Genomic DNA, 21922 nt, shown 5'->3' on the forward strand with positions numbered 1-21922 from the left:
AACTACCTTACTTTACGATTTAGCACACAATAAAGTTTCACGTTTTCGTTCACGTTCTAATACTGGCTTTAAATATTTCCCAGTATACGACTTCTTCACTTTTACGATTTCCTCTGGTGTCCCTGTCGCGACAATTTGTCCACCTTTGTCTCCGCCTTCAGGACCTAAGTCAATCATATAATCAGACGTTTTAATCACATCTAAATTGTGTTCAATCACAAGCACCGTATCGCCATTTTCCACTAAACGTTGCAACACGACGAGTAAACGGGCTATATCATGTGCATGAAGTCCGGTCGTTGGTTCATCTAAAATATAAAACGATTTTCCGTTCGAGCGGCGATGTAATTCGGATGCAAGTTTTACTCGTTGCGCTTCCCCACCAGAAAGAGTCGTTGCCGGTTGTCCAAGTTCCATGTACCCTAGCCCTACATCCACAATCGTTTGAAGTTTTCGAGCAATTTTTGGGATGTTTTCAAAAAATTCGACTGCATCATCTACTGTCATTTTCAGTACATCCGCAATATTTTTCCCTTTATATCGTACTTCTAATGTTTCACGGTTGTATCGTTTTCCATGACACACTTCACACGGTACGTATACATCCGGTAAAAAGTGCATCTCAATTTTAATAATTCCGTCTCCGCGACAAGCTTCACAACGGCCACCTTTGACGTTAAAGCTAAAGCGGCCTTTTTTATAACCGCGCACTTTCGCTTCATTCGTGGACGCAAACACATCACGAATATCATCAAACACTCCCGTGTACGTCGCTGGATTAGAACGTGGCGTCCGCCCAATTGGAGACTGATCGATATCGATTACTTTTTCCAATTCTTCGACTCCAGTTACAGCTTTATGCTGTCCTGGCTTCGCTTTCGCACGATTCAATTTCTGCGCAAGAGATTTATGTAAAATCTCATTGATTAATGTACTTTTTCCTGAGCCTGACACACCTGTAACAGCAGTAAATATCCCTAATGGAATATCAACAGAGACGTTTTTTAAATTATTTTCAGATGCCCCTTTAATGGAAACGAAGCGTCCGTCGGGCTTTCGGCGTTCTTCCGGAAGAGGGATAAATTTCTTTCCACTTAAATATTGTCCAGTTAACGACTTCTTATTTTTCATGACTTCTTCTGGCTTCCCAGCTGCTACTACTTCACCGCCGTGAACTCCAGCACCTGGACCAATATCGATTAAATAATCGGCCGCCATCATCGTATCTTCATCATGTTCCACGACAATTAATGTGTTCCCAATATCCCGCATATTTTTCAACGTGGATATCAGACGGTCATTATCGCGTTGATGAAGCCCAATCGAAGGCTCATCTAAAATGTACAACACGCCAGTTAAGCGCGAGCCAATTTGAGTGGCCAATCGAATACGTTGCGCTTCTCCACCAGATAACGTCCCTGCTGCACGACTCATCGTTAAATAATCGAGTCCGACATTGACTAAAAAGCCAAGTCGCTCATTTATTTCCCGTAAAATTAAACGAGCAATTTGGAAATCCTTTTCTGATAAGGACAATTCCTCGAAAAATGCTTTTGCTTCTTCTATCGAGAATTCCGTTACTTGTCCAATGTGAAGTGTTGCCACTTTCACGGCAAGTGTCTCTGGCTTCAAACGGTAACCCTTACAGCTCGGACAATCATGCTGAGCCATGTACTTTTCCATTTGATCGCGAATATAATCCGACGATGTCTCTTTATAGCGACGTTCAATATTTGCTAGAACACCTTCAAAATAAATGTGATTGTCTCGCACTTGTCCAAAATCATTTTCATATCGGAAACGAATTTTTTCATCCCCAGAGCCATTCAAAATAATCGCTTGCTCTTCTTTTTTTAGCTTTTCAAACGGCTTGTTTCGATCAATCTTGTAATGTTTGCAAACAGCTTCTAATAATTTGGGATAATACTGTGAACTAGTTGGCTCCCAAGCAGCTACTGCCCCTTGTTTAATGGAGAGGTTAGGATCTGGAATAACTAAGTCACGGTCTACTTCTAACTTCGTTCCAAGTCCATCACAATCAGGACAAGCACCGAACGGACTGTTGAAAGAAAACATACGAGGCTCGAGTTCACCAATCGAGAATCCACAAATTGGACAAGCATGATGCTCACTAAACAAAATTTCTTCGTGCTCCATCACATCTACTAAAACGCGTCCATCTGCTAAGCGAAGAGCGGACTCAAGTGAATCTGCCATGCGCGCTTCTACGTCTGATTTCACTACGATTCGATCGACAACCACTTCAATATTGTGTTTCTTATTTTTTTCTAATTGAATATCATCATCTAAATCAATCAAATCCCCGTTTACACGAACACGCACAAATCCTTGCTTTTTAATTTCTTCCAATAATTTGACATGTGTTCCTTTTCGACCTGACACAATTGGAGCTAGAATCTGCATTTTCGTTCTTTCAGGGAATTCCATTAAACGGTCCACCATTTGTTGCACCGTTTGTGACGTTATTTCTATTCCGTGAATGGGACAAATCGGTTTTCCGACACGCGCAAACAATAGACGCAAGTAGTCATAGATTTCCGTGACTGTTCCCACTGTCGAACGCGGATTACGACTCGTCGTTTTTTGGTCAATGGAAATAGCAGGTGAAAGTCCTTCAATTGCATCCACATCTGGCTTGTCCATTTGGCCGAGGAATTGTCTCGCATAAGCAGAGAGAGACTCCACATAACGACGTTGACCTTCTGCATAAATCGTGTCAAAAGCTAGCGAGGATTTCCCTGATCCAGACAAACCCGTCATAACCACTAGCTGATCACGCGGAATGGTCAAATCGACATTTTTTAAATTATGCGCTCGCGCACCTTGTATTACTATTTCTTGATTTTTCAACGATTGTCACCCTTCCGCCTTCAGTTCCAGTAATGTATCTCTAAGCTCAGCTGCACGTTCGAAATCTAGTGCTTTCGCTGCTTCCTTCATTTCTTTTTCGATAGACATTACGAGCGTTTGTTTCTCGTCTTTTGTCAATTTCTTTCCTTTTGTTACTTTCTCTAAGTAAGTTGGAATTTCTTCCGCTACTTGCGTTGCACGAATCACATCGCGAATCGTTTTTTGAATTGTCTTCGGTGTAATTCCATGTTTTTCGTTGTATTCCATTTGAATCGTTCGACGACGTTTTGTTTCACTTATCGCTTTTTCCATCGAATCTGTCATGCGATCTGCATACATAATAACGTGACCGTTCGAGTTACGCGCTGCTCGCCCAATTGTTTGAATGAGTGATCGCTCAGAACGCAAAAATCCTTCTTTATCTGCATCTAAAATAGTGACTAGCGAAACTTCTGGAATATCGAGCCCTTCTCGCAACAAGTTAATCCCGATCAAGACATCATACGTTCCCATCCGAAGCTCTCGAATAATTTCGATTCGCTCTAATGTTTTTATTTCTGAATGAAGGTAATTTACTTTAATGCCAATTTCCTTCAAGTAATCGGATAGGTCTTCTGACATTTTTTTCGTTAATGTCGTCACTAATACGCGTTCATTTCGTTCCGTCCGTTGACGAATTTCATCGATTAAATCATCGATTTGCCCTTCAATTGGTCGAACGTCAATCGTTGGATCAAGTAATCCAGTAGGTCGAATGATTTGTTCAATCATTTCTGGCGTATGTTCCATTTCATATGGACCAGGCGTTGCCGAAACGAAAATTGCTTGATTGACATGTTGTTCAAATTCGTCAAATGTTAATGGACGATTGTCCATTGCAGATGGCAATCGGAAACCATGATCGACGAGTACTTTCTTTCGCGCTTGGTCCCCGTTATACATTCCACGAACTTGCGGCAAGGTTACGTGACTTTCATCCACGACGAGTAAAAAGTCATCAGGGAAATAATCAAGCAATGTATAAGGAGTTGATCCTGGTGGTCGAAGCGTTAAATGTCTCGAATAGTTCTCGATACCTGAACAAAATCCCATCTCCCGCATCATTTCTAAATCATATCGAGTTCGCTGCTCAAGTCGTTGTGCTTCTAGTAACTTGTCTTCAGAACGAAGCAACTTCAATTGTTCTTCTAATTCTTGTTCAATATTTTCAATCGCGATTTTCATTTTCTCTTCACGCGTAACGAAGTGAGATGCTGGGAAAATAGCGACATGTTCGCGTTCGCCAATAATTTCACCTGTTAACGCGTCTACTTCACGAATTCGCTCTACTTCATCGCCAAAAAACTCCACACGCATACAACGTTCATCTCTAGAGGCTGGGAAAATTTCCACGACATCGCCTCTTACTCGGAACGTTCCGCGTACGAAGTTAATATCATTTCGTTCATATTGAATATCCACTAATTTGCGTAATAGCTGATTTCGTTCCATTTCCATTCCAGTCCGAATCGACAGCACCATCTCTTTGTACTCTTCTGGAGAACCTAACCCGTAAATACAGGAAACCGATGCGACAATTAATACATCATCCCGTTCAAACAGTGAAGATGTCGCGGAGTGACGTAATTTATCAATTTCTTCATTAATAGAAGAATCCTTTTCGATATACGTATCCGTTTGCGGCACATATGCTTCTGGTTGGTAATAGTCGTAGTAACTGACAAAATACTCAACCGCATTATTAGGGAAGAACTCTTTAAACTCACTATATAATTGTCCGGCAAGTGTTTTGTTGTGTGCCATGACAAGGGTGGGTTTTTTTATTTCCTTCACGACATTGGACACGGTAAACGTCTTCCCTGTTCCAGTCGCTCCAAGCAAGGTTTGATGTTTCTTTCCTTCTTCAATACCTTCTACTAATTTTGCAATAGCTGCCGGTTGATCACCATCTGGTTTGTACGGCGCTTGCAAGTCAAACGTCTGAGGCATACCGAATCCTCCTTTTCCCATTTCGTATTCTTACTTTATCATATCCCCTATTTTCCTCCAAGCAAAAAGCGAACGTATGTTTTTTCTTCAGGAATGAAAAAATCCACCCCCTATTTGGGAGTGGAATCGATTACCTTTTACTAATAATAAGAGGCTTGTTGATGAAGTATCTCTAATTCATGTGTGTACTTTAGAAAAGCAACTTCATCGTGTTCGTCCAACGACAGGTCGATTAGTTCTGTTAACTTCTCTTTTCGTTGTTCCCGATGCACATGGTTCAAAAACAAATCCATATAAATATCATTCAATAACTTCTCAGCTTCAGTTGGCGTGTGGCTTCGACTCATCGCTTTCAAGAAATCTGTGTAGGAATAATACTTATCCACCATTCTCACCTCGGTTGCCTTTTTTCTATTATAGTGAAAAACAAACCAAATGTGCAATCATTTTTTGAAAATTCGGTTATTTAAAAAATAAAAATATTTTAAAAATTTAAAATTTTACTTGTCTTCTTTATTTTACCATTTATAATATACCTTATATAAATAGAAGGAGTTGTTGTATTTGCCGATTCATCAGTCCTATATTTCGGAATACTTAGTAACCTTCAGTACACTTGCATTAGTTCCTCATACGATAAACGGACGTTTATACACTCGCGTGATTGAAAATCATGCAGAGTTCGTTGTTCATCAAAAACCATTAACCATCATTAAAAAATCGTTAGCCTTTTACGGCACTACATTATCTCAATCAATTCTCTATTCTCGACAAATAGTTGGAAATTTAAACAAAGTTCCAATAATCTTAAGTCATGACTTCGGCTCTCCATTAATTCTTTTTCCTACTCTGTCACCCGAATCCGAACACAATATTTGGATTGCCTTTGGTGCAATTGACCATTATGATCAGACAGTAAAAGGACAATGTACCGTTCATTTTAAACGTGACAAGAAATTAGAAGTCCCTTCTTCCTTTAACACAATGTGCCGCCAATTTTTCCTGTGCCACTATTTAACAAACCACTACATGAAAATGCGCGAAACACTCAATCCACCTACGACCAATTCTCACATGATTTATTTACCGCAACGTACCATGCACGAACAATAAGTTATGCCTGTTTCACTTCACCAAGATAGATTGCAATGAGTTCTTCTACTCGATTTCGAAGACGAACATTTAAGTACCTACGTCGATCTTCAAACCCATTGTAGTTAAATACATATTCCGTAAACGTATCATCATGCGTTCCTTTTAACAGCTGCATACGGTGATTCCGAGCATACTGCTTCGATTCCTTTAGCTTTTGTTGGGCTTCTTTAATCGCGTGATCCATCAAATGCATGTAAGGCCTCTTCAATTTGAAGGGGCTTTTTTCCATGATGAGGCGGTCCCTTTCCAAAATCGTCAATACCATTGGCAAATAAATCAAATTCTCAAAATACGGCAAGCTTTCCTCAGGTAATAACGGCATTTTTGCTCCTCCTAAAAAACGAACACATGTTCTTATTTGTATTCTTTATTCTACTCCGTTTTTTAAAAAATGCAAGTCGCGAAAAAAATATTTCCCCGGAAATAATTGTGGAGAAATGTCGAAGTTAAGTTGTCTTCATGTTTCTGGTAAGTGTCCTAATGTTTTTGCAAAGTGTCCTAATGTTTCCGCATAGTGTCCTAATCATTCGGAAAAGTGTCCCAATGTTTCTCGAAAGTGTCTCAATGTTTCTCGAAAGTGTCCTAATGTTTCTCGAAAGTGTCCCAATGTTTCTCGAAAGTGTCCTAATGTTTTCGCAAAGTGTCCCAATGTTTCTCGAAAGTGTCTCAATGTTTCTCGAAAGTGTCCCAATGTTTTCGCAAAGTGTCCTAATGTTTCCGAATAGTGTCCTAATCATTCGGAAAAGTGTCCCAATGTCTCCTCAAAGTTTCTCAATGTTTCTCCCAAGTGTCCTAATGTTTCTCGAAAGTGTCTCAATGTTTCTCGAAAGTGTCCTAATGTTTTCGCAAAGTGTCCCAATGTTTCTCGAAAGTGTCCTAATGTTTCTCGAAAGTGTCCTAATGTTTCCGCAAAGTGTCTCAATGTTTCTCCCAAGTGTCCTAATCCCATTGGAAAGTGTCCCAATCAATTCCTCCTTACTATTTTTGCGCATTTTTGAATTAACATACACTTCGCTATAAATGAAAAAATGCCTCTTTCATGGGGTCACCATAAAAGAGACATTTTGCGCTATGCTATTTCATCACTTTGCGAATTAATCCTAATTTATTCCCGTATGGTGGGAACAATACTTTGAGTGGAAATTTCGTTCCTTTTTGGACGATTGATTTGGCATGAGTAAACGTTTCAAAGCTATATTTGCCGTGGTATGCATTCATGCCTGATTGTCCGACACCACCAAATGGCAGTCGTGTGTTTCCGACGTGTGTAAGGGTATCGTTAATACATCCTCCGCCAAACGATAATTCGTCTAAGAAATACGAGATCGCCCCGTCGTTTTCCGAGAAGAAATACGCAGCGAGTGGTTTCGGTAATTTCCGAATCTTGTCGATTGCTTCTGGTAAATGGTCAAATACTAATATGGGAAGAATTGGCCCAAAGATTTCATCTTCCATTGCGGCTCCAGACCAAGATGCTTCTTCGATGATGGTTGGTTCAATGTATAAATCCGCTTCGTCCACTTTTCCACCGTAAACGCGACCATACGATTCTAACTCAATAATTTCTTTTAGTCGTTTGAGTTGTTTTTCATTTACAATACGGCCGTAATCCGGACTTTGTTGGACGTCGCTTCCATAAAATTCGTGAATTGCTCGTTTTAATTCTTTGATAAACTTTTCTTTGACCGATCGATGGACGAGTACGTAATCCGGAGCGACACATGTTTGTCCAGCATTCACAAATTTCCCCCACACGATTCGATCCGCAGCGACTGCTAATTTTGCTGTGTGATCAACGACTGCTGGACTTTTCCCACCTAATTCTAGCGTGATAGGTGTAAGTCGTTCCGATGCCGCTCTCATGACTATTTTTCCGACCCCAACACTTCCAGTAAAGAAAATATAATCAAAAGGTGCATGAATAAGTGCACTAGTTTCGTCTCGCTCACCCTCTACTACTTGTATGTAATGAGGTTCAAACGTTGACTCGATAATACTGCGTATCACTTTTACGACAGTTGGTGTCGATTCAGAAGGTTTGACGATGGCACAGTTCCCACCAACAATTGCCCCTAACAATGGTTCCATCACCAGTTGGAACGGGTAATTGAATGGACCAATTATTAAAACACTTCCATATGGTTCACGGATAATAAAGCTTTTAGCAGGCATGAGCGTAATCGGCGTACTCACTGATTCTGGTTTCATCCACTCTTCAACATTTTTTAGCATGTAAGAAATGCTGTCGTACACAATGCCAATTTCTGTTCCATAAGATTCAAAACCGCTTTTTCCTAAATCTTGGTGCAGTGCGTCCAAAATCGCTTCCTCATGATTTTGGATAGATACACGTAATTTGAGCAAACTAGCTTTACGAAACTCCACTGATTTTGTGGCACCTGTATAAAAATAGTTTTTTTGCTTGGTGATCATGTTTTCAACATCTGAAGCTGTAAATAGCATGTCATCACTCCTCTGTGTTAGTACTAGTTTATCCATTTCTTGCCTACTACGCAAAAAAGACACCTGTTGCAGGTGTCAGAAATACTTTTTCGTATTTTGGTCTTCTTTTAAGAGTTCGACTGCTTCACGGAAACGCATGGAATGCACGTTTTCTCGTTCTCGTAAGTAAGCTAAGGAATCATTAATATACGGATCATCGGACAAGTCAATGAGCCATTGGTACGTCGCACGTGCTTTTTCTTCTGCAGCAATGTCCTCGTATAGATCAGCGATTGGATCACCTTTCGCCTGTAAATACGTCGCAGAAAAGGGAACTCCACCTGCATTCGTATAGAACAATGCATGACCATGACTTGCAAAATGTTCACCTAGACCCGCTTCACGGAGTTGATCTGGTGTTGCGTCTTTTGTCAGTTTAAAAATCATCGTGGCGATCATTTCTAAGTGACCGAACTCTTCGGTGGCGATATCCGTTAATAGTCCGATGACTTTGTCCGGAATCGTATACCGCTGATTCATGTAACGAAGTGCAGCCGCAAGTTCACCGTCCGCCCCGCCGTATTGTTCCATTAAAAATTTTGCAAGCTGCGGATTCGTATCGCGAACTTCTACTGGATATTGAAGCTTTTTATCATATGCCCACATGTAATCCCCTTTCGTTCCTTAAACATGCCATGGCCAAGGTGTTGCGGTCGTACATTCTAATGTGCCATTAATCAGTGGACCATATTGCGCTTCATAGGCACAGCGCGCTTCAGTTGCTTGCATCGTTGCATCTTGCCATTTTTCTTTTGCTTCTAGATCGTCTGGATGCGTATGCAAATAGAGAACCCACTCCAGCATGATAAAATCAGCTACCTGCACTTGGTACAAAGCACTTCGTTGTTCCTCCGTCATCCGATTCCCTCCTGATTTGAAAACCCATCGACTAACATTGGCCAAAGAGAACCTTGATGGAAGGCTTCTTGCGGTGCATACTCTTGTGCATTTGCAGGTTGTTCATTCCACCAAATTGGCGGTGGTAAAACAAACGTGATGACGCGGCCATCATATCGAACGTATGAGCCACGGTACCAATTCGTATTCATAGTAGTTCCTCCTCGAACATAATGTATGAAAACACGCATAATTTGGTTCCGATTGGACATACTAATCGAGAAGACTTCTTTAAAATAATGTTTAGATGTGTAACTTTTTTGGGTATTCAATAGTCAAATAAGTAAGACAATTTAAAGGAGGAACAAATCATGATGAAAACAGAAACTTGGTGGGAGCCGATCTTTTCAGGAAACTTAAGTTTAGGGATTAACAAAGACCGTTTAACAGAGTTAGAAGAGGAGTCTTTCATTTATTTCCAAGAAGATGAAGAAGTGGAGGAAACGACGGTATCTTGATTGAACACAAAAGTCTACATACAAGCTAAAGGCAGCTCTCTCATTAAAGAGTAGAAGCTGCCTTTTTCTGTGCAAATAAATGGAACATCCAGTAATACGTAAGTGCCGCAAGAAGTTGAAGCACAATAATTAGTCCGAACGTCCAGTTGTACCCAATCCACACGGTTAATGGGATGGAAATTGGTGCGATCGTTCGACCAATCGTATAACGAAGACTCGCTGCGGCGAAGTATTGTCCTCGCATATGCTCCGGTGCTAATTTGGAAATGAAGCTCTGCTGAATTCCGACAACGAGTAATTCCCCGAGCGTGAAGATAAACATCGCGATAATGAACATAAAGAACATGTTGAACATGGCAAAAACGAGCATTCCAACTGCATATAAGATGGAAGAAACGATGAAAACATTGCGCTCACTATAGCGCACGACAAATCGTGTAATAGCTACCGTTAGTAAAGCGACTAAAAAACCATTTTCCGAAATAATCATACTGAATGCCAATTCGCCTGTTAAGTTAAAATCCCAATCCAAGATGGAAACAACTGTTTCTGGCATGACATCTTTGATAAATACCGGTAGTAACAAATCCATTTGCATGAACGTTTGTGCACTTAAAACCCCCGCCACGATAAACAGCAAGAAAACTTTGTCTTGTAAAATGACACCGTAATCTTTCACCTGTGTTTTTATCGCATGCATTGCTCCGCGACTCGTGTCAGTCGGCAGCTTATCGGCAGATGCTGGTAAGGACTCCGTTGTAAATTTATATAATATCCATCCTAATAACAAACTAAATGCTGCCGCTACTAATAACAACTCAAATCGGTACGTGAAGAAGAAGATTCCACCTAATATCGGTCCGATAACGACCGCGATATTAATGGACGTATAAAAAACTGCGAAGACATCACTCCGATGCTCTTCTGGTACCACATCTGCAACCATCGCTTGACTTGCTGGCCAGTAAAAGGAGCCGAATACGCTCGCAATTGTAAAGGCGACGAAACCTAAAATTGCCGACTCGTAGACAGGCGAATTTGCAAACGCGAACAATACCATCGCAAGGCTTTGCCCAATCGATGCGACAACCATCATTCGTTTACGTCCGAAGGTATCTGCAGCATAGCCCCCTACTAAATTCGCAATAACCGAAAATACTTGCGAAATAATCAGTAGTGCACCAGCGGTTGCCCTTCCGAGTTCTTCTGCGAAGTAAATCGCAAGGAACGGAAAGAACATCCAAAAGGTAATGTTAATCAGTGCTTCACCAAATAACCTTACTTTTAAACTTTTATCCCAATCTTTGATTTTCATAATTGTGTCTCTCTTTCCCCTATTTCTTCCAGTCTAGCAGAGCCGTTATACGAAAGAAATACATCATCCGACCGAAAGGAATAGTCGAAATTATTCGATAGTTCGCCATAAGTAAAGCGATGCATAACTTAAATACGGCTCCCACTCCGGAAAGTGAGCTTGCATTTCTTCTGCCGTAGGTTTTTGTTCTAACTTCCATAATTTCTTTAACGCGTTTTGTAAACCAACATCTGCCACTGGGAATAAATTCGGACGTCCCAACCCGAAGAGTAGAAAACTCCCAGCTGTCCATGGACCGATTCCTCGAAGCTTCACCAGTGTCTCCACAATTTCTTCATCCGGTAATTGTTCCATCGTATCTAATTCAATCGTGCCGCTCGCAATTGCTTTTGAGACGTCAATGACATACTCCGCTTTTCGTTGGCTAAACTGAAGTGCTCGTAATTCTTCCACGGGAATTTCTGCTGTCCGTTCTGGAGTCGGGTACAACCAAACGCCTTCTTTTTGCGTACCGTAATTCTCGACAAATCGCGTCGTTAACGTATGTGCAAATGCTAAATTTAATTGTTGATGGATAATGCTTTTCATTAACGTTGCATAAAGCGAAAATTCTTTGACGATAGGAGTTCCTCTGTGTTGGTCGAACACTTCTGCTAAATTCGTGTTGCGAAAATGTGCATGAATTGGATCCAGCGACCGATCAAAATGGAAAATTGATTTTACTCGTGCAATGTCTTCTTCTGTTAAGTTTCCAGAGAGTTCAAATGCTGGTTGTTCAAATGTACCGATACTTTTTAAAGTTGCGACGGAATTTTCCAGTGGAATTTTCACTAGTTTTTCTTCTGGTCGTATATAGATAAGTGGATCGCGTGATAATCTGCTGATTGCTTTGTCGAAATCGTAGACAAAGTCGAGTTCAAATTGATGAATCATCCCAATCTCCTCCGAAAATAGACTATGATAGAATCATAGCATTCACGACAAGAAGTACAAAATGGGGCGAGGAGGAAATACAGTGAAAAAGGCGATGATTATTCTTGTAGCAGTCTTTTTAAGCGCGTGCCAAGAACAAGCAGACGTCACAAAAACGTCAGGCACTACCGATCATATTCCCGTCGAAGTGCAACGAGTAGTAGACGGAGATACCATTGATGTGGTCTATAACGGCAAAGAAGAAAGTGTTCGCTATTTGCTGATCGATACTCCAGAGCTGCGGGACAAAGAGTTTGGAAAACAAACCTTCAGCGAAGAAGCCACTTTGCGAAATGAAGAACTCTTAACTTCCGGAGAAGTATCTCTAGAATTTGATGTGGGGGATCGAATGGACGATTATGGAAGACTACTTGCCTATGTCTATGTGGATGATGTCTTCATTCAAGAAAAACTAGTAGGAGAAGGATTAGCACGAGTTGCCTACGTCTTTCCTCCGAATACACGGTATTTGAATGCACTAGAAAAAGCGGAGAAACATGCAAAGGAACAACGTCTTGGAATTTGGAAAATCGACGGCTACTCGACAAATCGTGGGTTTGACTCTTCCATCGAATCCAATTCCACAAACGATTGTTTAATAAAAGGGAATATTAATCGGGACGGGGAGAAAATCTATCACATCCCATCAGCTGAACACTACGCAGAAACAAATCCGGAAGAGTGGTTTTGTACAGAAGTAGAAGCGAAAAAAGCTGGATTCCGCGCAGCAGTTCAATGAGCAAAGAAGGTAGCTGATTTGCTATCTTCTTTTATAAGTACGACATAAATTTATCTTGATAGATGTTTAACAAATCATCTAATTCTTGGCTACAACAAACAACACGCTCATCCGTAAAGCCAAGGTGCTTCGCTTTGTAATACATGTGCCGCTTTTTTAATTCAATTTTACTTAACAATAAATACTTCTCAAAAACTACTAACACGTAAATCTTCCTCCAAAACTATTTCGATTATAGAAATGATATTCGTACATTTTCGATTGTAATCGATACAAATTGGGAAAATTGTCGAACGATGGATGAAATTGGAAAGTTCATAAAGTTGTCACAAAATGTCATTTATTGGACATAAACCTTGATTGCCTAAAAAGTAGAATCGCTTGCTGCAAAATGGGTAAAAGAAAGAGTTTTACGAGCGACGCCGACAGTGGTAATAGTAGAATCGCATAAAGTAACCCCCAAAGAATCGTCCCACTCCAATTCAGTGTTCCTACTCCTCCTCGTACAACATATTCACCTATCAAGACACCAAAAGTACTGACAAAAATGGACAATACAAACGCAAAGATGAAACTCATCTTCCAATACCCGGCGGATGTCAAAAATTGACTCGAAGATAGATAGTGGGCTAAAACACCGCAGGCAATGGAAAATGGAAAGATACATGCTATATAGAGAAATGGCTCTGGTTGAAACGACGTGATTCCACCAGCAAGTACATTTCCGACATACGTGAAAATAAAAACTGAGAGGAATCCAACAATAACTCCTATGCAACTCCCTATTAAGAACGACCAAACTTTCACTACACTCTCTCCTTCCGTTCCTATCAAACGGCAATAGTCTTTTGGGCATTTTTATTCAAAAGATAGAAATAATCTTCAGGACAAATAGGTTTGGATCCCCTTTTCCTTCCAAATTCCAGATTCACTATCGCTGGATGAGCAGATAACTAAATGTTTCATACATGTTTTAATTCGACACTAGTTTTTCAAAAACCTCTTGCTATCTCTGCATTTCCAGCTATAATTAATTGTATTGCAAAATTAGATCCTGTAGCTCAGTTGGGAGAGCGCCACCTTGACAGGGTGGAGGTCGCTGGTTCGAACCCAGTCGGGGTCATTGGGTGCCAAACCCACGTGAAAGCTGTCGGAACACGGCTTTCACAAGAAAGAGCCCTATTAGACCGTATCGTCTAGGGGCTCTTTTCATTTGTTTAGAATTCTGACTCACTAAATTACATTAAGAAAGAAATATACGATTCTGCTTTTAACAATAGATAACATGTAGTATTAAATGCATTTGATGCTGGAATTAAAGCTTCAAGTACATAAACAAATATTTTTTTTGAAGCCTGTGAAGAAGATGAGAATCTTCTTTTTTTATACCTTTTTCAAATAAAACTTATTCCAGTAAAAGTTAAGAAGTTTGCGCCATCACAAAAATTCGATGTATTCCTCTCTTTTTTTACGATTAGAAAATTTCCATTTCATTTATCACCGATTGTTACTGTATCCTTGTTACTGGATACGATCCATTCATCCTCATCTTGATTGAACTCTATCTTCTCAATGACACCTATTTTATTCTGAGCAGCAATGGCTACTACCTGAGATTCGGTTAAATTAGCGCCATCCGGCTTGTAATCCGGTAAAATCTCTACCACTACTGCCCTTCCCTGTCCTGGGAAAGATTCCATTATCATTCCTGTAGTTGAAACAAGGACCCGTTGGCCAGTTTTAAGTTTTTTCTTAGCGTCTGTAAAGTCATAATACATAGATCCTGTAAAGAATCGGTCTTTCTCAACACCTAAAATTAATTCGCCTTCTGAATGTTGTGTGGTTGTAAATTCTTTTTCTGGATATATCACATCAGGTTCACCTTCATCCGGAGCCATTTTTCCTTGAATGGAGAAAACAATCTTATGTCTATCAAAACTTTCTTTGAGATGCTCTATTTGTTTTTCGGTCAAGAAATTATGGTCGATTTCAATGTTACCAGTTAATGTATCAACCGAAACGCTATAACCAACGGCGTTTGGATTATGGAATTCTTCCACCATCTTTTTTACTTCCCGGTTCACTTGATCCATCAGTGCCCGCTGCTCTTCATGCGTAAAATCACTTTTGAAAATATGAATATATTTCGCACTGATTACTCCGCTATCAACTTTGGCTTGAAGAATCTTAACAAGCTCATCTAATCGTTCGTCCGGATTCTTTATTCCAATCCAAAAACCAGGATTTTCATCTGTCCCATAGAAGATGATTCCTTCTTTTTGAAAACCATTTTGCCCCCCGTACACTTCTTCAAGTGCTGTGATTGCAATTGGGCCCTCTATCTGTTGGACAGTTAGGTTTTCTGCAAGTTCGTCCGTCTGTTTTCCGTAAATTCCGTCCTTGAATTCTGGTCGTTCTTTAATTTCCGCTTTTACTTTATCTCGCTCTGGTGTTTCTATTTTCGGTTGTTTCAATTCTACAATTATTTCACGTTCAATTTCCTTCTTTTGCACTTCTGATCCTGATCCTTCTCCATTTGTGACAGGTTCCTTCACAGCTGTACCGCATCCAGTTACGATAAACAACACTGCAATTCCTATGGGTGTGATGTATTTTTTCATGATTTCGCCCCCCTATAATTGAAGTAGACGTTTACATAACTATATTGTTACAAAATTTCCAAATTTAATAGATAACTTAACATGAATTTTGCAACTTTTGCTTTGCAATATCATTTATCGATGACCAGTATTTATCATGATAGGTAGTAATATGTAAAAATCATTTTCCTAAAAATAAACACTATAAATAAACTTGTTTTCAAATGAACAAACGGTTCTAAGGGCCATTCTTCTAAAGTTTCTTAGTTCTTGATTGAAATTCCTGTCTATTTACTGACACATTTTAAATAAAATTCATTGCAGTGCAAATACAGATTTATGTTAAAAAATTTTGTTAAAGTAGGTCTAGAGTTGTAAAACAAGAATTGTAAAAATCAACGAACAAATCGGAATGACCGTCAGACCGAAGTATGCAAAACTACTTCTTTTCCTCCCTTGCATCAACCTTGTGATGCCAAAGTTCATCAGAAGTAACAAAACCGTAACCGGAATAGCAATGTTAAGGAGTTTAATATTGAAGGAACTATACCCGTCTAGTAAGAAAAAAATAAACACTCCCGAAAAGACTACTAGCAAAAAACAGTTAAATAAGACGCCACTTTTTGTTAAATTTTTGTTTTCCAACTCTAGACACCTCTACTTTCTCCTAATCTTGTATATTTTATCCTCATCATATTCACTCGTTTCACAAAAAATCGAACTTGTAATTCAATAACCTTTCTAAGTCCATTATTTCACGTCATTCTCACATTTCATTTCCTTAAAAAAATTCTCCACTGATTGAATTGGAGAACCACCGCCTTCTGCGTTCCGCATACCCATATACGCTCCGATAAATTCTGTATCTTTTTCGTTTCTAATAATGGAAATAAAGTATGTGTATTCCTTGCCGTCTTTCTTACATGTTGGATTTAAATCAAATGTGTAATAGATTAAATGATCCCCTCTGTACGGATACAAGTTAATGTCAATACTTTGGAGGTGCTCATAATATGGTGTTTCTGCTTCAACAGCATCACTAGAAACGCGTCTAATGCCGTCTTGCAATTTCCAATCGAATTGACCTGCGTACGTTTCTTCCAAATAATCTTGTATGTCATTAGTTGGACGAACGCTTTCTCCTTTGTCTTCCGGCTGTTGGTTTTGTTCGCACCCAAACAAGCAAAAGGCACATAACAGGAGCATTAATTTAGAAATGCTTTCTAGCATGTCGCTACCTCCGTTCCAACCACGTTTCTATTTAAAAGATAGAACTATCACAAAAAATCTAACCATATATTTACATTCCATACGAAAGATGCAATCTCCTGCATGTATGACTACAAATAAAAAGAACGCCACATATGAGCGTTCTGAATCTTCCTCGTTATTAACATGTTAACGAGACGGTTTAATCTCCACACAACTTGTACATTTCGTTTGTTTATTATCTTTAAATTTTTTAAACGTTCGTTCAAAATTGTTTCCACACGAACATTTGAACAGTAATTTCTGTGAAAATCCTGTATATTCTTTCGTGAGTAACACACTGTCTGAGTTCTTCTTTACATATTCATTGATTTCTTTTATCGTCCACTTTTTGTTCATACTGATACTCCTTTGATTATCTTGACTCGTCCTTAGCCTTTAAGGTTTAAAGTATACCATCAATATGGTGAGGACGTTACAAAAAAATCATGCATTAGAAAGTTTAAGGAGTCTTTGTCTCGCACTGTCGTTCTATTTTATCTTTCAGCTTCTGTTTTCGTATTCGGTTTAAGTTCTCCAATGAAAGGAAATTGTTTTAAAAAACTTTCTAGAATTTGACTGTATAGTTGCGCCTGATCCGTTTGTACCAAATGCCCTGCAAATGGAATAACCGCAATATGAGCATTCGAGTTCTTCGATTTCCATTCTTTTAAACCGATAAGCTCATCTAAATTCCCTTCTCCAATTATGAGAAGAATGGGAAATGTTGAGGCGGTTAATTTTTTTGTAGAATCAAATGGATACCATGATTCCTCTTTCCCCATGTAAATAAATTGTTTCCAATCAGATGCATGCAATTGATCGAAATACTGAACTGTTTGGTCGTTCTTTAGCAATTCCATTTGGTCAGTAAATTGCGCGCGATTCATTTCTGTCCAGTTCGCTGGTTTTTCCAATAAGATTCCCGATAAGGTCAGCGTATGAATTCGCTCCGGAACATTTCTGAAAATGTGACGGCAACTACAACTCCGAGTGAACTCCCAACTACATGAACTTTCTCCAATTAGTTAGCTGTTAACGTTTCGGGTAAATCAGTTGCGCAATCTGTAAAAAAGTGAGAAAAATCATTTTCCGTCGATTTCCCGTGCCCTATTAAATCTGGAGTTATTACCTGATAGCTTTTCTGAAAATAAGCTTATTGTGCTTCGTAGTCAGTACTGCCCGTTTGTAATCCACTATGGAGAAAAACAATCGGTTCCCCATGTCCTTTTATCTCAGTATGTAAAATCATCCTGTATACCCTCCTAATTTCTTACGACAATTTCTCCCTCGCCTTTTGGTACTTCAAACCTCTTCAAATAAGAGGCTAGCAGCTCATCAGAAATTGGAAAGGAGTTAGCATCCGCTCGTTGATTTCGTAGTTGGAGCCTTTTTTGTAATTCTTCTACCTCTACTTGTAGATAAAGTAAGACCCATTTACCTCCAGAAGATTCTATTAGACGTTTATAGTCCTCTCTTCTGCTCCGATCCCAAAAACTGAAGTCTATGACGACGTGTTGTTTATCCTTCATTAATTGAATAAGTTGCAAACGTAATTTTCCCTCCGCACTTGCTCGATATTCCACCAATTTTTCCATTGGAAAATCAATTCCCCATCTTCCATTCGTCGTCCAAATTTCTTCATCGATCGATAATCTTACGAAGCCTTTTTTCTCCAGTATTTTAGCGAAAGTCGTTTTGCCTGATCCAGCAACTCCGCACATCATGACAACAATAGGTTTTGTTTCCCTTTGCAACTGAAACAGTTGCTCAAAATCGAATTGTTCAAACAAGGACTTCTCCTCCTAAAAATTTCGTTCATTTATTTCCGAAAAACTAGTTTTAGTGATTTCAAGGATAACATATTCTTCCATAGTCTAATCTTCCACGTTACATACACCATTTCCTTCTATAAAAAAAGCTGCCTTCAAGTGAATTCACTTAAAAGACAGCTGTCTTACGTTTTAATCTTCTTCATTTATCACGATTTTTCGACCTTTTAATTTTAACACAAGCGGAATAACCAACCAGGCAACTGCCGCAATGATGAAAATTAGCGATAATGGTTTTGTTACAAAGATGGAAAAATCTCCATTCGAAATCGTTAATGCACGACGCATATTGTTTTCAATCATAGGGCCTAATACTAACGCTAACACGAGCGGTGCAAGTGGGAAATCATTTTTTGATAACAAGTAGCCAAGTACACCGCACGCTAATAATAAGTACAAATCAAACGTCGTATATTGCACCGCGTATACTCCGAAGAAGGAAATCGCGACGATTAGCGGGATTAAATATTTCTTTGGTGTTTGGATGATTTTCGCAAACACTTTTACTAATGGCATGTTTAACACCAGAAGCATTAAATTTCCGATGAACATACTCGCAATCAAGCCCCATGCAACTTCTGGATGATCATCGAACAATAAAGGGCCGGGCTGAATGTTGTACATGATGAGTGCACCCATCAGTATAGCGGTTGTTCCAGACCCTGGAATCCCCAATGTTAATAACGGAATCATCGCTCCACCAGATGCTGCATTATTCGCTGACTCTGGACCAGCTACTCCTTCAATAGCTCCTGTACCGAATTTCTCCGGATGTTTACTAAACTTTTTCTCTGCAATATATGAGAAGAAAGATGCTAAAGTGGCACCTGCGCCAGGTAATACACCGATGAAAAATCCTAAAACGGATCCCCGAAGAATTGGTTTTGAACTATCTTTTAAGTCCTGTTTTGTTGGAAGAACCCTGTCAATTTTAGCGATCGCACCATCTTCTTTGTCTCGTTCCATAATTGTTTTAAACACTTCACCTAATGCGAATAAACCAACTGCAATCGTTAAAAATTCAAGTCCAGAATATAAAATAGGCAAATCATATGTAAAACGTGCAATTCCGGAAACGGCATCAATTCCAATGGTTGCTAATAATAGACCCATAACGGTCATGATGAGTGCTTTCGTGATGGATTTTCCAGCTAATCCACTTACTGCAGCTAATCCTAATAACATGAGTGAAAAATATTCAGCTGGCCCAAATTTTAACGCTACATTAGACAATGGTTCTGCCAGTAAAACTAATCCGATTAACGACACAATTCCTGCGACGAATGAACCAATTGCTGCAATAGATAACGCTGCTCCTGCTCGGCCTTGTCTGGCCATTTGATAGCCATCTAACGTCGTCACGACCGATGATGACTCACCAGGAGTGTTTAATAAAATGGATGTTGTGGATCCGCCATACATGGCTCCGTAGTAGACACCTGCTAGTAAAATGATGGAACTAGCCGCTGCTGCTTCTGTAGGCATACCAGACGTAAGTGTTGCGGTGACAGGTATTAACAGCGCAACTCCACTCATTGGTCCAATACCAGGTAAGACACCGACTGCTGTCCCGATTAATACACCAACAAAGGCAAATAAGATATTTTGCCACTGAAATGCTGTGGCGAATCCTTGTAATAGAAAATCGACCGTCGTCATACCAAAACTCCTTTCAACTTATAATTCTGGGAATCCAGGTAATGATCCGCCGAGAAATTCTGCAAAAAAGTAATAGACACCTAGCGAAAAGAAACTCGCAATCAGTAAAGTGCTCAGCCACTTTCCACGCTCCATTGTTTGAAACGCGATGACTAAAAAGAGGAATGTCGAAATGACATATCCAATTGGTTCAAGTGCTGCTGCATAAGCTACGGCACTAACAAAAATGATGAGGAATTTTTTGTATTGTAATCGTTCTTTTTCACCGTTGGATGTTTTGTATTTCATTGTTTCAAAAAGCAATTTAATGCTTAGCAGAAGCAATATAATTCCAAGAGCCATCGGGAAAATATTTGGTCCCACGGAAGAACCGTAAGCACTTTGCGATATGGATTGACTTTCTATGACAAATAAAAGACCAATCAGTAAAAAGACGATACTTGCTATTCGATCGAACGTTTTACTCATTATTCTTCCCCCTCCTAAGAAAAACGGTGACGGAGATGCGTCACCGTTCAAGCTATTTCTTGTGTTCTGATTAAGTCCTGTCTTTCCCTAAAAAGTTTTCGTTCCTATTATTTTTGCATATCTAAAGCAGTCAATAATTCAACGATGACTTTATCTTGATCATCTAAATATGTTTTAAATTCTTCCGCATTGCGATATTCACTTGCCCAACCATTACGTTCAAGTTCAGCTTTCCATTCATCCGTTTTTACTAACTCATCCATTTTCTCGGACCAGAAATCGAATGCTTCATCTGACATATTTTTTGGTGCAAATAGTCCACGCCAAATGGTAAACTCTGCATCCACGCCAGCTTCTTTGAAAGTTGGGACATCACTTAATTCCCCGTCTAATCGTTCTGCTGAACTGACAGCTAACACACGAACATCACCTGATTTTACATATTCAGCTATTGTTGATGCATCGGTTGCAATGACATCCGCGTTGTCTCCTAATAATGCTGCGATAGCTTCTCCGCCACCGTCATACGAGACATATTTTACAGACTTAGGATCAATGCCGTATTCATAAGCAGGTAAAATGCCGACTAAGTGGTCCATCGATCCAGGTGCAGAACCACCAGCAAGCGTCACTTTTGTTGCATCCGCTTTAATCGCTTTTAGTACATCTTCTAACGTTTTAAATTCAGAGTCCGCTTGCACCACAATTGCACCGTAATCACGAGTAAGTTGTGCAACTGGGCGAGTATCTTTGTAGCCGTAAGGACTATTTCCTTCTGCTTTGTTATTGTTAATTAAAATGGGAGGTGATTTCACCATTAAGACGTAATCATTGTCTGCTTCTTTCGTCGCAAACTCCGCCATATAAACAGCACCGCCACCACCTGGTTTGTTTTCAACCATAATGGATTCATCTACTAACTTCGTATCATTTAACGTTTTTGCAATTGCACGAGCCGTTAAATCCCATCCCCCACCAGCTCCAGAAGGTGCTACAATCGTGATATTTTTGTCCGGATAGTTTGAGGAAGCGCTTTCATTTCCATCAGAACTACATGCCGCTAAGCTAAGTGCAAGCGAACTAACAAGTGCAACTGTCGATAATTTTTTCCACATACAATATTTCCCCCTTGAATGAAATAAAAAGACAGCGCTTTCATTGCGCTGTCATCAATTTATCAGAACTTTTCTACTATTCAATGTTTTGGGTCATAAGTG

The 21922-nt window shown here is 39.7% G+C and carries 22 protein-coding genes and 1 tRNA gene; 4 read left to right on the top strand and 19 right to left on the bottom strand.

The features are described from left to right. Positions 1–12: 12 nt before the first annotated feature. The 3 genes from uvrA to D3873_RS09665 form a co-directional block, all read right to left on the bottom strand. On the bottom strand, positions 13–2871 hold the full coding sequence (gene uvrA, locus D3873_RS09655; protein ID WP_119883841.1) for an excinuclease ABC subunit UvrA: 2859 nt from the start codon (positions 2869–2871) through the stop codon (positions 13–15). Positions 2872–2877: 6 nt separating this feature from the next. Next, the gene (gene uvrB / locus D3873_RS09660; RefSeq protein ID WP_119883842.1) at positions 2878–4860 is read right to left on the bottom strand and encodes an excinuclease ABC subunit UvrB; all 1983 of its coding nucleotides are present in this window, start codon (positions 4858–4860) and stop codon (positions 2878–2880) included. Positions 4861–5000: 140 nt separating this feature from the next. Continuing rightward, positions 5001–5246 carry an IDEAL domain-containing protein gene (locus D3873_RS09665; protein WP_119883843.1) on the bottom strand — a complete coding sequence of 82 codons (246 nt, stop codon included), beginning with the start codon at positions 5244–5246 and terminating at the stop codon, positions 5001–5003. A 178-nt stretch (positions 5247–5424) separates the two neighbouring features. Here D3873_RS09665 and D3873_RS09670 point away from each other — a divergent pair, with 178 nt between their 5' ends. After that, complete coding sequence (locus D3873_RS09670) at positions 5425–5973, top strand: competence protein ComK (protein WP_119883844.1); 549 nt, start codon at positions 5425–5427, stop codon at positions 5971–5973. A gap of 1 nt (position 5974) precedes the next feature. Here D3873_RS09670 and D3873_RS09675 read toward each other — a convergent pair whose 3' ends face one another. The 5 genes from D3873_RS09675 to D3873_RS09700 form a co-directional block, all read right to left on the bottom strand. Then, on the bottom strand, positions 5975–6337 hold the full coding sequence (locus D3873_RS09675; protein WP_119883845.1) for a YhjD family protein: 363 nt from the start codon (positions 6335–6337) through the stop codon (positions 5975–5977). Between the two features lie 752 nt (positions 6338–7089). Beyond that, the gene (locus tag D3873_RS09685; protein WP_119883847.1) at positions 7090–8478 is read right to left on the bottom strand and encodes an aldehyde dehydrogenase; all 1389 of its coding nucleotides are present in this window, start codon (positions 8476–8478) and stop codon (positions 7090–7092) included. A gap of 75 nt (positions 8479–8553) precedes the next feature. Further along, on the bottom strand, positions 8554–9123 hold the full coding sequence (locus D3873_RS09690; RefSeq protein WP_119883848.1) for a manganese catalase family protein: 570 nt from the start codon (positions 9121–9123) through the stop codon (positions 8554–8556). Positions 9124–9141: 18 nt separating this feature from the next. Continuing rightward, the gene (locus tag D3873_RS09695) at positions 9142–9375 is read right to left on the bottom strand and encodes a spore coat protein CotJB (RefSeq protein WP_119883849.1); all 234 of its coding nucleotides are present in this window, start codon (positions 9373–9375) and stop codon (positions 9142–9144) included. Then, positions 9372–9566, bottom strand: a complete 195-nt coding sequence (locus D3873_RS09700) for a hypothetical protein (RefSeq protein WP_119883850.1) — start codon at positions 9564–9566, stop codon at positions 9372–9374. The genes D3873_RS09695 and D3873_RS09700 overlap by 4 nt, the downstream gene beginning before the upstream one ends. A 159-nt stretch (positions 9567–9725) precedes the next feature. Here D3873_RS09700 and D3873_RS13440 point away from each other — a divergent pair, with 159 nt between their 5' ends. Beyond that, entirely contained in the window at positions 9726–9872 is a 147-nt protein-coding gene (locus D3873_RS13440; RefSeq protein WP_162920181.1) for a hypothetical protein, read from the top strand. 43 nt (positions 9873–9915) lie between these two features. On the opposite strand, the gene D3873_RS09705 is transcribed toward D3873_RS13440, so the two are convergent. Both D3873_RS09705 and D3873_RS09710 read right to left on the bottom strand, forming a co-directional pair. Then, complete coding sequence (locus D3873_RS09705) at positions 9916–11187, bottom strand: MDR family MFS transporter (RefSeq protein WP_119883851.1); 1272 nt, start codon at positions 11185–11187, stop codon at positions 9916–9918. Positions 11188–11277: 90 nt separating this feature from the next. Then, positions 11278–12120 (bottom strand): DNA-3-methyladenine glycosylase family protein, encoded by an 843-nt coding sequence (locus D3873_RS09710; RefSeq protein WP_119883852.1) that lies wholly within the window; start codon positions 12118–12120, stop codon positions 11278–11280. Positions 12121–12202: 82 nt separating this feature from the next. Between D3873_RS09710 and D3873_RS09715 the strand changes: the two genes are divergently transcribed. Continuing rightward, positions 12203–12898 (top strand): thermonuclease family protein, encoded by a 696-nt coding sequence (locus tag D3873_RS09715; protein ID WP_119883853.1) that lies wholly within the window; start codon positions 12203–12205, stop codon positions 12896–12898. A gap of 31 nt (positions 12899–12929) precedes the next feature. On the opposite strand, the gene D3873_RS09720 is transcribed toward D3873_RS09715, so the two are convergent. Continuing rightward, positions 12930–13103 (bottom strand): aspartyl-phosphate phosphatase Spo0E family protein, encoded by a 174-nt coding sequence (locus D3873_RS09720; RefSeq protein ID WP_119883854.1) that lies wholly within the window; start codon positions 13101–13103, stop codon positions 12930–12932. Between the two features lie 845 nt (positions 13104–13948). Between D3873_RS09720 and D3873_RS09730 the strand changes: the two genes are divergently transcribed. Then, positions 13949–14021 (top strand) — tRNA-Val (locus D3873_RS09730). 367 nt (positions 14022–14388) lie between these two features. Here the strand turns inward: D3873_RS09730 and D3873_RS09735 are convergent. The 8 genes from D3873_RS09735 to D3873_RS09770 form a co-directional block, all read right to left on the bottom strand. Beyond that, entirely contained in the window at positions 14389–15519 is a 1131-nt protein-coding gene (locus D3873_RS09735; protein ID WP_119883856.1) for a DUF3221 domain-containing protein, read from the bottom strand. Positions 15520–16248: 729 nt separating this feature from the next. Continuing rightward, positions 16249–16728 (bottom strand): hypothetical protein, encoded by a 480-nt coding sequence (locus D3873_RS09740; protein WP_119883857.1) that lies wholly within the window; start codon positions 16726–16728, stop codon positions 16249–16251. Positions 16729–16896: 168 nt separating this feature from the next. After that, positions 16897–17106, bottom strand: coding sequence for a hypothetical protein (locus D3873_RS09745; RefSeq protein WP_119883858.1), 210 nt, complete (start codon positions 17104–17106; stop codon positions 16897–16899). A 137-nt stretch (positions 17107–17243) separates the two neighbouring features. Further along, entirely contained in the window at positions 17244–17663 is a 420-nt protein-coding gene (locus D3873_RS13590; RefSeq protein ID WP_238473766.1) for an alpha/beta fold hydrolase, read from the bottom strand. 348 nt (positions 17664–18011) lie between these two features. Then, positions 18012–18539: a P-loop nucleotide/nucleoside kinase family protein gene (locus tag D3873_RS09755; RefSeq protein ID WP_119883859.1), complete on the bottom strand. Its 528-nt coding sequence runs from the start codon at positions 18537–18539 to the stop codon at positions 18012–18014. Positions 18540–18710: 171 nt separating this feature from the next. Then, positions 18711–20237, bottom strand: a complete 1527-nt coding sequence (locus tag D3873_RS09760) for a tripartite tricarboxylate transporter permease (RefSeq protein ID WP_119883860.1) — start codon at positions 20235–20237, stop codon at positions 18711–18713. An 18-nt stretch (positions 20238–20255) separates the two neighbouring features. Continuing rightward, positions 20256–20705 (bottom strand): tripartite tricarboxylate transporter TctB family protein, encoded by a 450-nt coding sequence (locus D3873_RS09765; RefSeq protein ID WP_119883861.1) that lies wholly within the window; start codon positions 20703–20705, stop codon positions 20256–20258. A 107-nt stretch (positions 20706–20812) separates the two neighbouring features. After that, positions 20813–21820, bottom strand: coding sequence for a Bug family tripartite tricarboxylate transporter substrate binding protein (locus tag D3873_RS09770; protein WP_119883862.1), 1008 nt, complete (start codon positions 21818–21820; stop codon positions 20813–20815). Between the last annotated feature and the right edge of the window lie 102 nt (positions 21821–21922).

Origin of the sequence: Paenisporosarcina cavernae, assembly GCF_003595195.1 — a bacterium.
GTDB classification, from domain to species: domain Bacteria; phylum Bacillota; class Bacilli; order Bacillales_A; family Planococcaceae; genus Paenisporosarcina; species Paenisporosarcina cavernae.